Annotated in this window: 15 protein-coding genes and 1 pseudogene; 6 read left to right on the forward strand and 10 right to left on the reverse strand. The window is 61.0% G+C overall.

The features are described from left to right. The first annotated feature begins 31 nt into the window (after positions 1-31). Positions 32-712 carry a glutathione S-transferase family protein gene (locus QFW87_RS16870; RefSeq protein WP_283188310.1) on the forward strand — a complete coding sequence of 227 codons (681 nt, stop codon included), beginning with the start codon at positions 32-34 and terminating at the stop codon, positions 710-712. Between the two features lie 18 nt (positions 713-730). Here QFW87_RS16870 and QFW87_RS16875 read toward each other — a convergent pair whose 3' ends face one another. Together QFW87_RS16875 and QFW87_RS16880 are read right to left on the reverse strand one after the other, a co-directional pair. Then, the gene (locus QFW87_RS16875; protein WP_283188311.1) at positions 731-1,675 is read right to left on the reverse strand and encodes an aldo/keto reductase; all 945 of its coding nucleotides are present in this window, start codon (positions 1,673-1,675) and stop codon (positions 731-733) included. Next, positions 1,662-2,948 carry an MFS transporter gene (locus QFW87_RS16880; protein ID WP_283188312.1) on the reverse strand — a complete coding sequence of 429 codons (1,287 nt, stop codon included), beginning with the start codon at positions 2,946-2,948 and terminating at the stop codon, positions 1,662-1,664. Before QFW87_RS16880 ends, QFW87_RS16875 begins: the two co-directional genes overlap by 14 nt. A gap of 85 nt (positions 2,949-3,033) precedes the next feature. On the opposite strand from QFW87_RS16880, the gene QFW87_RS16885 reads away from it, so the two are divergent. Further along, positions 3,034-3,822, forward strand: coding sequence for an alpha/beta fold hydrolase (locus QFW87_RS16885; protein WP_283188313.1), 789 nt, complete (start codon positions 3,034-3,036; stop codon positions 3,820-3,822). Between the two features lie 2 nt (positions 3,823-3,824). Here the strand turns inward: QFW87_RS16885 and QFW87_RS16890 are convergent. The 4 genes and pseudogenes from QFW87_RS16890 to QFW87_RS16905 all read right to left on the reverse strand — a co-directional run. Then, positions 3,825-3,893, reverse strand: a pseudogene (locus QFW87_RS16890) (SMR family transporter); the annotation flags it as partial. Continuing rightward, the gene (locus QFW87_RS16895; protein WP_283188314.1) at positions 3,889-5,160 is read right to left on the reverse strand and encodes an epoxide hydrolase; all 1,272 of its coding nucleotides are present in this window, start codon (positions 5,158-5,160) and stop codon (positions 3,889-3,891) included. The gene QFW87_RS16895 and the pseudogene QFW87_RS16890, both read right to left, overlap by 5 nt. A gap of 174 nt (positions 5,161-5,334) precedes the next feature. Continuing rightward, positions 5,335-5,751 carry an organic hydroperoxide resistance protein gene (locus QFW87_RS16900; RefSeq protein ID WP_283180637.1) on the reverse strand — a complete coding sequence of 139 codons (417 nt, stop codon included), beginning with the start codon at positions 5,749-5,751 and terminating at the stop codon, positions 5,335-5,337. A 158-nt stretch (positions 5,752-5,909) separates the two neighbouring features. Continuing rightward, positions 5,910-7,241 (reverse strand): PLP-dependent aminotransferase family protein, encoded by a 1,332-nt coding sequence (locus QFW87_RS16905; RefSeq protein WP_283188315.1) that lies wholly within the window; start codon positions 7,239-7,241, stop codon positions 5,910-5,912. A gap of 83 nt (positions 7,242-7,324) precedes the next feature. On the opposite strand from QFW87_RS16905, the gene QFW87_RS16910 reads away from it, so the two are divergent. Beyond that, positions 7,325-8,215, forward strand: coding sequence for a DMT family transporter (locus QFW87_RS16910; RefSeq protein ID WP_283188316.1), 891 nt, complete (start codon positions 7,325-7,327; stop codon positions 8,213-8,215). Here the strand turns inward: QFW87_RS16910 and QFW87_RS16915 are convergent. Continuing rightward, a complete protein-coding gene (locus tag QFW87_RS16915; protein WP_283180640.1) occupies positions 8,163-8,570 on the reverse strand; it encodes a hypothetical protein in 408 nt (135 codons plus the stop codon). The two genes, QFW87_RS16910 and QFW87_RS16915, sit on opposite strands and share 53 nt — an antisense overlap. Before the next feature lie 173 nt (positions 8,571-8,743). Here QFW87_RS16915 and QFW87_RS16920 point away from each other — a divergent pair, with 173 nt between their 5' ends. Then, entirely contained in the window at positions 8,744-9,604 is an 861-nt protein-coding gene (locus QFW87_RS16920; RefSeq protein ID WP_283188317.1) for a CAP domain-containing protein, read from the forward strand. A 16-nt stretch (positions 9,605-9,620) separates the two neighbouring features. On the opposite strand, the gene QFW87_RS16925 is transcribed toward QFW87_RS16920, so the two are convergent. The 3 genes from QFW87_RS16925 to QFW87_RS16935 form a co-directional block, all read right to left on the reverse strand. Beyond that, on the reverse strand, positions 9,621-10,250 hold the full coding sequence (locus QFW87_RS16925) for a PQQ-binding-like beta-propeller repeat protein (protein WP_283188318.1): 630 nt from the start codon (positions 10,248-10,250) through the stop codon (positions 9,621-9,623). A 36-nt stretch (positions 10,251-10,286) separates the two neighbouring features. Next, on the reverse strand, positions 10,287-11,507 hold the full coding sequence (locus tag QFW87_RS16930; protein WP_283180643.1) for a helix-turn-helix domain-containing protein: 1,221 nt from the start codon (positions 11,505-11,507) through the stop codon (positions 10,287-10,289). A 129-nt stretch (positions 11,508-11,636) separates the two neighbouring features. Next, positions 11,637-12,143 carry a GNAT family N-acetyltransferase gene (locus tag QFW87_RS16935; RefSeq protein ID WP_283188319.1) on the reverse strand — a complete coding sequence of 169 codons (507 nt, stop codon included), beginning with the start codon at positions 12,141-12,143 and terminating at the stop codon, positions 11,637-11,639. Between the two features lie 314 nt (positions 12,144-12,457). Here QFW87_RS16935 and QFW87_RS16940 point away from each other — a divergent pair, with 314 nt between their 5' ends. Then, a complete protein-coding gene (locus QFW87_RS16940; protein WP_283180645.1) occupies positions 12,458-13,756 on the forward strand; it encodes a sialidase family protein in 1,299 nt (432 codons plus the stop codon). Then, positions 13,753-14,367: a hypothetical protein gene (locus QFW87_RS16945; RefSeq protein WP_283188320.1), complete on the forward strand. Its 615-nt coding sequence runs from the start codon at positions 13,753-13,755 to the stop codon at positions 14,365-14,367. The genes QFW87_RS16940 and QFW87_RS16945 overlap by 4 nt, the downstream gene beginning before the upstream one ends. Positions 14,368-14,394: the final 27 nt, after the last annotated feature.

Genomic DNA, 14,394 nt, shown 5'->3' on the forward strand with positions numbered 1-14,394 from the left:
GGGGGTCACCTGCCTTTCGAGGAGCTGAGAAATGTCGCTGACTCTTTACTACCATCCGCTGTCGTCGTTCTGCCACAAAGTGCTCATCGCGCTCTACGAAAACACTGTCGAATTCGAAAAGCGGATCATCGATCTCGCCAATGATGCAGACAGAGCAGAGCTGCAAGCGCTGTGGCCGCTCGGCAAGTTCCCGGTCATCCGCGATCACGCTCGCCAGCGCAACGTGGCGGAGACCACGATCATCATCGAATACCTGGACCGATTTTATCCGGGTGCACATCCACTCGTTCCGAACGATTGGGACACCGCGCTGGAGGTCCGTCTGTGGGACCGTGTCTGCGACCACTATCTCCAGGCGCCGCTACAACAGATTGTGTTTGATCGCCTGCGCGACGCTCACGGCGATTTGACCAGAGAACGTTCCACACTGCAGACGACGTACGGCATGCTCGACCGCCAGATGGCCTCCAGAATCTGGCTCGCCAGTGCAGATTTCAGCCTGGCCGATTGCGCCGCGGCTCCGGCCCTGTTTTATGCCAGCACGCTTGAGCCGTTCCCCGACGACTACGGTCACTTGAAAGCCTATTTCGACAGGCTGATGAGCAAACCGTCCGTCCAGCGGGTCATTGACGAAGCCAGGCCCTGGTTTTCGTTTTATCCATTTGAAGAGGCCATCCCGGAGCGATTTCGCCAGACGCCGGACAACACCTGACTGGCCTCGAAAGTTCGCCTACCCCACCACGTCGATCAACTGCTCGCGCTGCGCTCCCGTCAGCATCGGACCGAAACCTGCACCGGCGTTTTCTGCCATGTAACGCGGGTTGCCGGTGCCGGGGATCACGCAAGTCACCGCCGAATGCGTCAGCAGGAACTTGAGCGCTAGTTGCGGCCAACTGTTGATCCCCACTTGCGCGGCCCACCCTGGTAGCGGCTTGCCCTTCAAGCGGGCGAGCAAATCACCGCCGCCGAATGGCCGATTGCAGATCACCGCCACGCCCCGTTCGCGACACAGCGGCAGGATGCGTTTCTCGACGCCGCGATCGTCCAGGGCATAGTTGATCTGCAAAAAATCCAACGGCTCGGCCTTGAGCACCGCCTCCACCTCGTCATACGCCGACGCCGTGTAATGGGTGATGCCGATGTAACGAATGCGCCCTTCTTCCTTCCATTTGCGCAGCGTGGGCAAATGGGTTTGCCAGTCCAGCAGGTTGTGGATCTGCATCAGGTCGATCTGGTCGGTCTGCAACAGTTTGAAGGACTGTTCCATCTGCGCGATGCCTTCTTCGCGGCCACGAGTCCACACCTTGGTGGCCAGAAACGCCGGCGAGCGCGGTTCATGAATCGACAGCAGTTCACCGGTCGTCTGTTCGGCGCGACCGTACATCGGCGAACTGTCGATCACCTTCCCGCCCTTCTCGAACAACGCGCGCAGCACAGCAGGCAGCTGCTTGTAGGCTGGACTTGAAGGCTCGACATCAAAACCGCGATACGTGCCCAGCCCAACGATCGGTAGTAGTTCGGCGCTGGATGGAATGGCCCGGGTCAGCATGTTCTTGCCTCCTGTTTCGGTCGACGGCGTGGATGCTGCAAAAGCCGGATCGAAGGTGAAAACCGCCGAAGCACCGGCAGCCAGCGTGAGTATTTTTCGACGCGTGTACCCATCAGTGTGGCTCATGGAATTGTCCTTCCACATTTTTGCTGTCAGCCCTTTGCACCTGCTGCCTGGCCAGCCACAGGCACAACCCGCCCCACAGCCCGGCAAACGGCACGATCACCAGCGCCACCAGCCCGAAACCCGCTCCCAGCGCCGTCAACCCCGCGGACAACCAGCCACTGGCGGCATCTCCGCCGCGATACACCAGGGTCTCGATCACATTCTTGGCCTTGTACTTTTCTTCTCGGCTGACCACGGTCCACAGCACTTCTCGCGCCGGACGCACGATGGCGAACTCGACCGCACGGCGCAGCCCCTGTGCCAGCGCCACGGTTGCCGGCACGGGCGCCAGGGCCATGGCGGCGAACGCCACGATCGTCGCCAGCGGCAAGGCTGCCAGCGCCCCGCCGATACCAATCAAACGGATCAGCGGCGCCGTCAACACCAACTGAAAGACCAAGGTCAGCGCCGACACGAACAAATCGACGACGGCGAAGAATTGTGTCCGGCTGGCCACATCAGCATAGCTACCGGCGACAATTCGTCCCTGTTCGAAATACAACAAGGTCGCGGCACTGGTGTGCAACAGCATGAACAACACCAGTCCGAGCAGATAAGGCGAGCGCAGAATCAGGGTGATGCCGGCGAGCATGCTGCCGCCCATGCGCCGATCATCCAGCGACCGACGGCCGGATTGCGATTCCGTACGGGACAGCAACGCCCGATAGCAGCGCACCGCAACTTCCAGCAGCACCGCCGCGGCGATGGTCAACGCCACCGGGCCAAACCGGGTGGCCATGGTCGCGGCCAGCAACGGCCCGATGAACGTGCCCAGCGTTCCACCGGCTGCGACGAAGCCGAACAGCCGCCGCCCTTGTTCGCTGGAAAACCGGTCCACCAGCACGCTCCAGAAAATGGAGACGATGAACAGGTTGTAGATGCTGATCCAGACGAAAAACACGCGCCCGACGGCCACCGGTGCAACGTGATTGGCGATCAACACGCCAAACACCAGCATCGACACGGCGATCACGCGATAGATCAACGGCACGAAACGGGTGGCCGGCAGCCGCGACACCAGCGCACCAAACAGCGGCACCATCAACAACATCACCACGAAGGTGGCCGTGAACAGCCACTGCAACTTGTCGGCGCCGCCTTCAAGGCCCAAGGCATCGCGCAGCGGTCGGACCAGGTAATAGCTGGCCAGCACGCAGAAATGGAAGGCGAAACCCAGCCTCAGCGCCGCTCTTTCCGACGGCAGGACGTTGAGCCATTTAACAGCGATGGGCATGGCTGCCCTCCCGGTGCGTCGCGCTATCGGTCTACTACACTCTGACAGCGATCACGCGATAGCCGTCTTCAGGCCAGAGCCGTCAATGCCGCCCACTAAAGTTAGCCGAATGCCACGAATCCTGGTGTCAATCGTCGTCATCGTCGCCGTTGTGTATCTGGCGCTGTGCGCTGCGCTGTTCGTGTTTCAGCGCGCCCTCATCTACTTCCCGCAACCCCGCGCTGTCGGCACCTCGGCAACGCTGCTCACACTGTCCGTCGACGACGCACAGGTGTTGGTGTCCGTCAGGCCGCGCGAGGGGGCCAATGCGCTGATCTATTTCGGTGGAAATGCCGAGGACGTCTCCCGGAGCCTACCTTCGTTTTCCGAAGCCTTTGCCGGTCACGCCGTCTACTTGCTGCACTACAGAGGCTACGGTGGCAGTTCCGGATCGCCCTCCGAGGAGATGATCTCGCGTGACGCCATGACCTTGTTTGACCTGGTCTACGCCACCCATCCACACATTACGGTGGTTGGTCGCAGCCTGGGCTCGGGCGTCGCCGTACGCCTCGCCAGCCAACGCCCGGCGGCGCGTCTGGTGCTGATCACGCCCTACAACAGTGTTGAAGAACTCGCCGCCCGGCAGTTCCCCATTTTCCCGGTGAAGTGGTTGCTCAAGGACACCTTTGAATCCTGGAAGTACGCCGCCCATATCACGGTGCCGACGCTGTTGATCGCGGCTGAGCACGACGAAGTGATACCGCGTTCCAGCACCGAGCGGCTCTTCACGCATTTCGCCAACGGGGTGGCATCGCTGAAGGTCATACCGGGTACGGGGCACAACTCGATATCCGAGAGTCCCGAGTACCTCAAGGTGTTGGGCGATGGTTTGTGAGTGGCGGTGCCCGCCGCGCCGATACCGGTCCAGACCGCGTAGGCCGTCCCCACGGGCAGTGTTCGACTAGCGCAGCGATCGGAACGCCGTGCGAAGTTCCTCGGTAAAAAGCTGCGGCTGTTCCCAGGCCGCGAAGTGGCCGCCCTTTTCGGCCTGATGAAAGTAGATCAGGTTGCGATAGGCGCGCCGGGCCCATGTTTCTGGCGGGCAGTAAACATCCTCTGGAAACACGGTAACAGCCACCGGCAGCGAAATATCGGTGGTCTTCTGTGCCGCCGAAGAAAGAGGGCTTCGCCCCATGTTCTCCCAATAGAGCCTCGCTGCCGAAGCGGCGCTATTCGTCAGCCAGTAGAGGGTGATGTCGTCCAGCACTTCATCCTTCGTCGGCGACTGTTGGGGGTCGGCGCCGTATGTCCACCGGGCAAAACCAGGATGTACGAGCATGAGCGCGGCGAGGAATGCCGGTGAATCCGTCGCGCCGTAACCGATCATCTGCGGTCGCGCGGCCATCATTGTGCTGTACGCCAGGTTCCCCTGTTTGACGAGCGTGGCGACGGCGTCATAGGTCGCGCGTTCTTCCTCGGAAAATCCCGCCGGCGCCGGTCCGCCGACAGCGAGCGCCGCGCTCGCTTCCGCCGGTATCGTGGCGGGCAGGTTAAGGTGAATACCGCGCAACCCGGCCGGCGCCTGGCGTGCCATCGCGCTGGTAATGGGGGCGCCCCAGTCGCCACCTTGGGCGACGTAGTGGGTGTATTCGAGGCGCTGCATCAGCTGCACCCAGACCCGCGCGATGTGGTCCGGATCCCAACCGTTACCACTCGGTTTGCCGGAGAAGCCGTAGCCAGGAATGGACGGAATCACCACATCGAAAGCATCTGCCGCATTGCCCCCGTGCGCGGGCGGATCGGTGAGCGGACCGACGACTTTGATGAACTCGAACACGGAGCCTGGCCAACCGTGGGTCATGATCATCGGCAAAGCGTTCGGGTGGGGGGAACGCACCCAGATAAAGTGGATATCGGCTCCGTCGAGGGTGGTCACGTACTGCGCCAGAGTATTGAGCTGCGCCTCGGCCTTGCGCCAGTCGTAGTCCGTGCCCCAGTAGCGAACTAGCGCCTGCAGTTGTGCCAGCTGTGCGCCCTGTGATTGATCGGAAACCGTCTCTTTGTCCGGCCAGCGGGTCGCCGCGATACGGTTGCGCAGATCGGCGAGTTCCTTGTCCGCCACATTGACGTGGAAGGGTTGAATGGCCTGGGGATCGGCGGCGGGAGCGACGCTGGCGAGAGCCGAGACGCAAAGCGCGAGGATAGCGATAGCAACCGCGAAAAGGTGCTTCATCTTCATTACCTCAGTTGAGGGTCACGATGAGTGATGAGTTTGCGCTTATCGGTCACCGAAGACGCTTTACCAGCCGGTCAGAGAAGACACAGGGCACGTGAGTCATCTCGCAAGGGCGAAACGTTTGAGTTTCACCCTTGCGATGCCTTGCCCAAATTGCGTAACAGGTCCGGCTCAGACCAGGTTGATTTCGACGTTGATGTTGCCCCGCGTGGCTTTGGAATACGGACACAGCTTGTGCCCTTCATCCACCAGCGCCCGGGCCGTTTCGCGGTCCATTCCCGGCAGGCTGATGTTGAGGCGAGCCTGCAGGAGGTAACCCCCTGAGTTGGTGCCCAGGTCAACTTCGGCGTCAATGGCCAGATCAGGCGGGAGCGTGACCTTCATTTTGCCGGCAGCGACCTGCATCGCACCGATGAAGCAGGCTGACCACCCGGTGGCGAACAACTGCTCCGGATTGGTGCCGTCACCCTTGGTGCCAGGTGACGAAAGCTTGACTTCGAGTCGTCCATCATCACTGCGTGATGCGCCGTCCCGCCCACCCGTGGTGTGGACTTTGGCGGTGTACAGTACTTTTTCGATCTGGGTCATGATGATCTCCTGATTGAAAATGCTGGATGAAAAAGATTGCCCTCCGTGAGCGTATCGACCAGTCCTTCTTGCTTGATAGATTCGCCACGCGTCAGGGCGCTTGCATCACTTGCAGCGGACTGGACCTTTCAATATAGATGGCGGTGGGCGACTTCGGGCTATGAATAAGCACCAATCACCCACTTCACTTTTTCAAGCGCCTCCCGCAGTGCGCCCATCTCCGCTGACCCCAGCGCCAAGCGAATCGCATGCGGTACATGAGCAGAAGTGGCAAAAGGCTCAGCGGTTGAAACCGCCACTTTTTCACGCAGCAGCGCCGCAGCGATCTGGTCGGCCCTTGCATCTTCAGACAAAGGCAGCCAAAGAAAATAGGACGACGGGTGGCGAATACACGGAAGGCCTGCCAGCACTTCTGCGGCCATGGTTTGCCTGGCCTGCGCATCCCGACGTTTTTCAGCTTCCAGTTGCATGACGGTGCCATCGTCGAGCCACGTGCTCGCGATCGCCGTCAGCACGCCGGGGGTATTCCAGGTGGTCGCCCTGATCGTTCGCTCCAGCGCTGGCACTTTTTCGGCCGGGGCTGCGACGAAACCTACGCGCAATCCGGTAGCCACACTCTTGGAGAGCCCTGAAACGTAAACGGTCCGCTCGGGTGCGAGTTGCGCTATCGGTGCCGGCGGGCTCTCGGCAAGGAAGGCATACGCGGCATCCTCGATGATGAGCAAGTCATGCCTGCGCGCAATCGTCACCAGCGACTCGCGCTGATCGGCACTCATCACCCACCCGAGCGGATTGTGCAGCGTCGGCATCGAGTACACCGCCCGCACGCGGCGACTCCGGCACAGACGGTCCAGCGCCTCCAGATCAGGTCCCTGTTCGGTCACGGGAATGGGCACGATTTCAAGGTGCAAGGCTTCGGCCAGTACGATGAATCCGGAATAGGTCAGCGCATCCGCTGCAATCACATCACCGGGTTGCAGCAGCGCCATCATCGTCACGGCCAGCCCATGCTGGGCACCACTGACCATTAACACTTGCTCGGCATCCACCGTCAGCCCTCGGGCGAGCAAATGGCGCGCCACCGAGGCGCGCTCATGCAGGCGCCCGGCGTGTGGCTGGTAGCGCAACAGGGATTCCAGATCACCGCCCGAGGCGAGCTGGCGCAGTGCATTTCGCAAGAGTTCTGCCTGCCCGGGCAGCGAGGGATAGTTGAAATTGAGGTCGGTCATTCCCACGGCAACATTTTTCTGATCAATACCCAAGCCAGGCGGCAACGACGTCTCCCGCACGAACGTGCCTCGCCCCGTCTCGCCACTGACCAGGCCCATGGCTTCGAGCTCTGCATAGACCCGACTGGCGGTGACCAGCGCCAGCCCTTCTGTCGCCGCGAGTTGACGATGCGTCGGCAATCGCGTGCCTGGCAACAATCGGCCTGACCGGATGTCAGCCGCCAAAGCATCCACTAATGACTTGTACCGTGAGCGAGGCATACCGAGATGTATCCATGACAATTTTTTGATTGTAGTGATCGTCGATCATACGATGGAACTCTGCAAATTGAGAGTGCCCTCAGATGGAACGGACCCTGCAAAACCCAACGACGGAAAAGACCGCGAGCGGATGGCTCAACGGATTCATCGGCGTGCTGATTTTCAGCGGCTCGCTGCCGGCCACACGGCTGGCCGTGCTGGAATTCGATCCGGTGTTCCTGACCGTTGCCCGAGCGGCGATTGCCGGGCTCCTGGCGCTTTGCATGCTGGTGCTGTTTAAAGAACAACGTCCCGCCAAGCGTCAGCTTTTTCCTTTGGCTATCGTGGCAATGGGCGTCGTAGTAGGGTTTCCACTGCTGACGGCGCTGGCGCTTCAGTACGTGACGTCGGCGCATTCCATCGTCTTCGTTGGCCTGTTGCCGCTCGCCACTGCGGTGTTCGGCGTGTTGCGCGGCGGGGAGCGTCCCCGGCCGGTGTTCTGGTTCTTCTCGGTGCTGGGCAGCGCGTTGGTCGTGGGGTTTGCGGTCTCTCAGGGCCTGACCGCTTCGCCGACCGGCGACATGCTCATGCTGCTGGCCATCCTTGCCTGCGGGCTGGGTTACGCAGAAGGCGCAAAGCTTTCAAGAACCCTGGGTGGCTGGCAGGTGATCTCTTGGGCATTGCTGCTGTCGCTGCCCGTCATGATCCCGTTGACCTGGTTTCTGGCCCCGGCTTCGTTCTCGGGAATCACCCCATCCGCGTGGCTCAGCCTGGCGTACGTATCGATCTTCAGCATGCTGATCGGTTTCGTATTCTGGTACCGCGGGCTGGCCCAAGGGGGGATTGCCGCCGTCGGCCAGCTGCAACTGCTACAGCCGTTTTTTGGTTTGGCGCTGGCGGCCACGCTGCTTCACGAGCACGTCAGCATCGGCATGCTGGGGGTTACCGTCGCGGTGATCCTTTGCGTGGCCGGGGCGAGAAAGTTTTCGAAGTGAGCGGGCGCAACAAGCGTTGCTGCCAGTTTCCGCCATTGGCGCGCTGACACTCCTCTTCAGAATCGAACTGCACATGGGCCGATACCGGGCTGACGGGAACGTCCGCTTCGCTTAACGCCATTGCAGTCAACTCGACCATGCGCTCGCCCTGCCCACTGGCCAGCGCCTGATCCTTGTTGGCCTGCGTATCGAAGACCCAGATGACCCTCAGACTGGAGGGAAACAGGTCGTAATCGATCTCGTGGGTCAGCCAGCAGAACCCGACGATGTCCACTTTGGCCGTCTCACACGCCTCGGTCAGGGTGGCAATCAGGCGACGCTCGATGTGCGCCTGATCGCGTTTGCTTAACGGCATGGTTGGGTCCTTGTGACGGGTAAAAAGAAGCCATCATACGACACCTCCATGTCCTCTTTGGCGGACGCACTGCGCCCAGCGCAAATATGTCTCTTGCCCCCGTGAACCTTGTGTTGAAGCCCCAGTCATAGCCGAGCCGTGAATTCCACTTGCCCGCTCAGAGCTATTCATCCATGCGCCAAACCCTCCTGTCCGTTCGCGTTGCCTCGCTCTGTTTCATTCCTCTGTTTTCCCTGTTCGCCAACCCCGCCCACGCCGGTGCCGAAAGGCAGTTGGTGGAAGCCATCAACGACTACCGCGCTCACCCCGATCGCTGCTTGGGACGCGCCGGCCGAGCGTTATCGCCATTGGCGTTGAAGTCGAACCTGGCCTTGCCGATCGGCTATGGCGGCGGTTTGCGCGATCGATTGAAAGCGTCCGGCTATCAGGCGGTGACGGTGCGCACCATTCGCGTGGTCGGTGCGCAGGATGCCGATGAGGCCTTCGACATGCTCCAGAGTGATTACTGCGGGGCATTGCTCGATACCCAATATGCCGACATTGGCGTCAGTCGTGCCCGGAGTGAGTGGCAGGTGGTGCTGGCGCAACCCGTGCTGGACAATCGTGTGGGTGATTCGCGAGCCGTCAGCAAAGCGTTGCTGGCACAGGTCAATGCGGCACGCTCAAAGCCGCGCCTCTGCGGTCGTCAGCGCTTCGCCGCCGCACGGCCACTGGCCTGGAACGCAGCCCTGGGCGCTGCGGCGCAAGGGCACAGCAAAGCGATGGCCTACGGCAACTACTTCGCCCACCAGGACCCCGACGGTGACATGCCCGCGGACCGGGCCAGAGCGGCTGGTTTCCGTGGCCGGCAGATCGGCGAGAACATCGCTGCCGGCCAGGGTTCACCGAGCAAGGCAATGTCGGGCTGGCTGGCCAGCCCGGGGCATTGCGCCAACCTGATGAACCCGATGTATACCCAAATGGGCGCAGCCTATGCGGCGGACGCGCGTAGCGATGAAGGCGTTTATTGGACGATGTTGTTTGGCGCACCTTGAATGATTGAGCGGCGCCTTATTGAGGGCGCCGCACCGCCCTCACCTTTCCACTGCCACCGCCGCCGCAAAAAAACTGATCGCCACCGTCCGATTCAAGCCCCGACACGCCGACGCCGGCCGGCAGCTTCACGCTCTCCAGCACCTCGCCGGTGGTCGAATCGATATGGCGTAACTCACTCTCGTCTTCTTCCCAGGTGCCATGCCAAAGCTGCCCCTCGACCCAGGTCACCCCGGTGACAAAGCGGTTGGATTCAAGGGTGCGCAGAATCGCGCCGGTCTCGGGATCGATTTGATGAATCTTGCGATCCCGATATTCACCGACCCACAACGTCCCTTCCGCCCACGTCAGCCCTGAGTCACTGCCGCCAGGCGCCGGGATAGTCGCGGGTACACGGCCGGTCTGCGGGTCAATTTTCTGGATGCGATCCTCGGCGATCTGGAACAGGTGCTGGCCGTCGAAGGCGGTGCCGGCATGGGCGGCGACATCGATTGAACGCACTGTCTTGCCGCTCGCAGGGTCCAGGGCGTTGAGTTTGTCGCCGGTGGCAAACCACACGTGCTGGCCGTCCCAGGTGACGCCATGCACCTTGTCGACACCGGCAAAGGGTCCATATTCACGGAGGATTTGGGCTGCTGACTGTTTCATGTTGGCATTCCTCGTTACGGGTGGGTGGCGTTCATCCTAGTCACTCGGCAGTGGCACCGGGAGTAACAAGGTCGTCGCGAAACCCGGCACCGGCGGGGTCATCCAGCGACGTGCCCGACCGCGACCGAACGACTGCACCTTGCCCGCGCGGGCCAGTTCATCGAGCGCTCGTTGCACCGTGCGCTGGCTGGCACCGAGGGCCAGCGCCAGGGCCGAGCTCGACCACGACTCACCGTCGACGAGGAAAGCGAACACCTGCGCGTGCTTCTCTTCGGCGTGTTGCGCCAGCACCACAACGTCAGAGGCAACCAGCGCCACCAGCGCAAAACCCCGTTGGGTTGCAGTCACGCCGGCCAAGGGTTTAAGCATCGCACGCAGTCGCCCGATTTCGACTCTCAATCGTGCGCGAAGGGACTCATCGGCGTGCTTCAAACGAAAGGCCTGGGTAATCAGCGTTTCCCTCGACACGTCGGCCGGCCACGCTTCGGCCAGTGCCCGTGCGAGGGCGAACAAGACCGGGCGTGTGGCGAGGGAAACCGACATGCCGGCACCACGCACGACGTAGCGACAGGCGTCCACGACCAGCGACGTGGACGCGAGCAACGCTTCAACCTCATCCAGCAACAGAGGCCGTTCTTCGCCATGGGCAATCAAACGCGCGACGGGCGTGTTCAGGACAAGGGCAGCGTTTTCCACCTCGGCCGTCAGCGCAGGAATATCGGCGTCGCGCGCGGCGTGCTCGGCCCTCGTGAGTGCAGACCGCGCCTTGTTCGTCTCGAGTCGCCGCATCGCGATCCCCGCCACGACCAGTTCGTGGGCGGCGCGCAATGCCGGCGGCAATGGCGCGGGGTCAAGCTCGGCGAGCAGCACGTCGGCCTCGTCGAGATGCCCGATCAGCAGCAAACGCCGGATCTGCAGATACCGCGCATGAGCGGCGTTCACTCGATCGCCGTGTGCCTCAAGCGTCACCCGCGCAGCCTCGAGTGCCTTCACCGGCCAGCCCAACTCCCGGGAGGCCAGCGCGATCTCGGCCTCGGCGACCACGCACCGCGCCCGAGCCAATGCCTCCTTCGGACCGAAGGCCCGCGCCGCCCTCTGCACCAGCGCCTTGGCTCGCACCAGGTCGCCCAGTTGCGCCATCGCAATCCCGCGCAACGCCAGCGCCGGCGCATCGTCGCGCAACGCGACCCGGTTCAGCGCGCCGAGCGGATCACCCGCAGCCAGCGCCTGCGCTGCGGCCGTGATCAGCGAGTCCATCGCAATCCCGCCACCGTTGTCACTCCCACCGTCGGATGTTCGCTGTTGAGTCTAATTCACGATCCTCCACCAGGCTTCCCCAGAAGCGCTCGTAACTCTTGTTTCGCAGCACGACAGGACAAGCTTTATCTATGCGCATGGGATTTCCACGCTTTTGGCTTCGGTGAGCAACCGCATGTTTATCAGCGCCACACGACGCCCATCCAGCGCCAACCGCTCCTCAACCCCATACGGCACAAACCCGAGCTGCGGATACAGAAGCAGCCCTGCCGTATTCTCGTTGAAGCACGACAGCTGCACCTCGCGTGCACGATGACGTTCAAACGCCAGCCTCACCATCGTCTGCACCAAAAACTTCGCGATCCCTTTCCCCCGAGCCTTGGGCGACACGATCACGTTGCCTATCGCGCAAACGCCATCGCGCTCAAACCTGTAAAAGTTAGCAAAGCCCATCACAGAACCGTCCGCCTCAACCACCGTTGAGTCGGAACGTTGAGCAATCGAAGCCTGCAGTTGATCCTCCGTCAGCGGGTACTGAGCCTTCGGGAACATAAAAAACAGCTCTTGGGGATTTTGAGGAAAGTCGCAAATCGTCAGGACATCTTCAGCGCTGACGGGGCGGTGGGTCAGGTGCATGGCTTGGATCCATCCAAGTGTCGGGGTGACAGATTACTTTTTGCAGGGGATGGATAGAAGCTTCCATTTCAGGTTCGCCACGGCTCCAGTCCGACTTTTGCGACCAACGGCGGGGATGGTCGATCAGTCCCGTGGTGCCGAAGCGAAAACCGTCTAATCCGATGGTTTCAGCCCATCAATCAGACTTGGATCGTCGACTGCGCAGCACGCCACAAATAATTGCTTACAAAATAGAAAATCATTAAACCCGATCGTGTACTACCGAGTGTTAGTTTGAGCGCTTTATCGGGCCATGAGATGCCAAAGTCTTAATTATGCGCATCAAACTTCCCAGCGTTCCTGCCTTCGGTGCATACCTTGCACTCTCTTGCCTTTTTGCGGCTGCATGGTTCGTCAATCCTGCCAATACGCATTCCTCCTTTGCCCTGGTAAATCCAGTAATGGCAGTGGCCGGCCAAGTGGCCAAGCCCATCTATACCAGCCGTTTCGCCTCCTCCGGGCTGGTGGATTTCGTGCATTCCTCGGCGGTGACCGCCTTGCCCGACGGTAGCTTGATGACGGTCTGGTTCGCTGGCTCCCGCGAAGGCGCGGCCGATGTGCAGGTGCGCTCTGCCCGTTTCGACCCGAAAACCGGCGAGTGGGGTGCAGAAAAAGTATTGGCGACTCGGGATTCGACCCAACAGGGCACCCGAAAATACATTCGCAAGCTGGGTAACCCGGTGGTTGCCCTCGCGCCGGATAATCGCGTGTGGCTGTTCTACGTGTCCGTGTCCATGGGTGGCTGGGCCGGCAGCGCGGTCAATGTGATGGTTTCAGACGACTTCGGTGAACATTGGTCCGCTCCGCGCCAGCTGATTACTTCACCCTTTCTGAACATCAGCACCCTGGTCCGGTCGGCACCGGTGTTTCATGCCGACGGCTCCATCGGTTTGCCGGTCTACCACGAGTTTCTGGGCAAGTTTGCCGAGTACCTCTACTTGAGCGCAGACGGCGATGTGATCGACAAATTCCGCATCAGCTACGGCAAAAACTCATTGCAACCCACGGTGGTTCCACTGGACGGCCAGCGCGGCATCGCCTTGCTGCGCTATGCCGGCAACACCCACCACCGTGTGCTGGCGACCCGCACCGAAGACGCCGGTCAAACCTGGAGCGAACCTTATCCGCTCGATCCTTCGAATCCGAATTCATCGTTGGCTGCCGTCGCGACGCCCGAACATGGGTTGCTGGTGGCGCTCAACGACCTGCAGGAGGGGCGTTTCAAGCTGAGTTTGTATGGGACCGACGCAGAAATGGACGATTGGCGCTCGTTGCGGGACCTGGACAAGTCACCTGATCCCGAAGGCGCTCCGTTTTCCCCCGAGGCCTACAAGGAAATCATCGGTAAAGAGTTCCGCGGTTCCAGCGGCGCGCTTCGCCAACCGCTGGAGGCGCAGTTCCTGGACAACCTCGACAACCGTGTCTGTAAAAACCAAGGGTGTGAGTTTGAATATGAATACCCGTACTTCATCCGCAGCCCCGACGGGATGTATCACTTGGTTTATTCCTGGAACAACACCTTCATCAAGCACGTCACCTTTAACGATGCATGGCTTAACGAGCGTCGCAAATGATCAGCCTGTGGCAAGCCCATGTCAGCTTCGCAATGATCATCTTCCTGGTGCTGCCCTCTTTCGGCTTGCACAGGACCTGGCGGATCGCACTGTTGGCCGTATTGCTGGCAGCCAGCTTCATATCGCTGGACGGGTTATCGTTGGCCGCCTATTTGCGCAGCTACATTGATGACCTGGCGATCACCTCCATGGTGTTCATGGCGTGGGGCTGCTTGCGTCGGCTGGACATACTGCCACCTGCGCGGGGTAAAACCGGCGTACTGATCCTCTTCGCCGCGATGGCCCTGGTGCTGTACCCGGCAACCCTGGGCATGAGTGATCTGGACCCCTATCGGTTTGGCTACAGCCCGCGCCCCATGCTGATTTTCGTCGCTGCGCTGACACTGGGCCTGTTTTACCTGCGCAACGGCCTGGCCGTCGTGATGCTGGCCAGCGCGACCCTGGCCTTCATTGCCGGGATCAAACCTTCGCAAAACTATTGGGATTACCTGGTTGATCCACTGCTGGGTCTGTATTGCTGCATGGCACTGCTGATGCCTGCCGTGCGCTGGACGTATCACCGGGCAACCAAGCGCCACGGTGCAGTGGGCGATGTGTCCAGTTCCGTTTGAGATTTAACGACTTTATTAACAGGGGAA

It is taken from the genome of Pseudomonas sp. PMCC200344 (genome assembly GCF_030053095.1).
Taxonomy (GTDB): domain Bacteria; phylum Pseudomonadota; class Gammaproteobacteria; order Pseudomonadales; family Pseudomonadaceae; genus Aquipseudomonas; species Aquipseudomonas svalbardensis.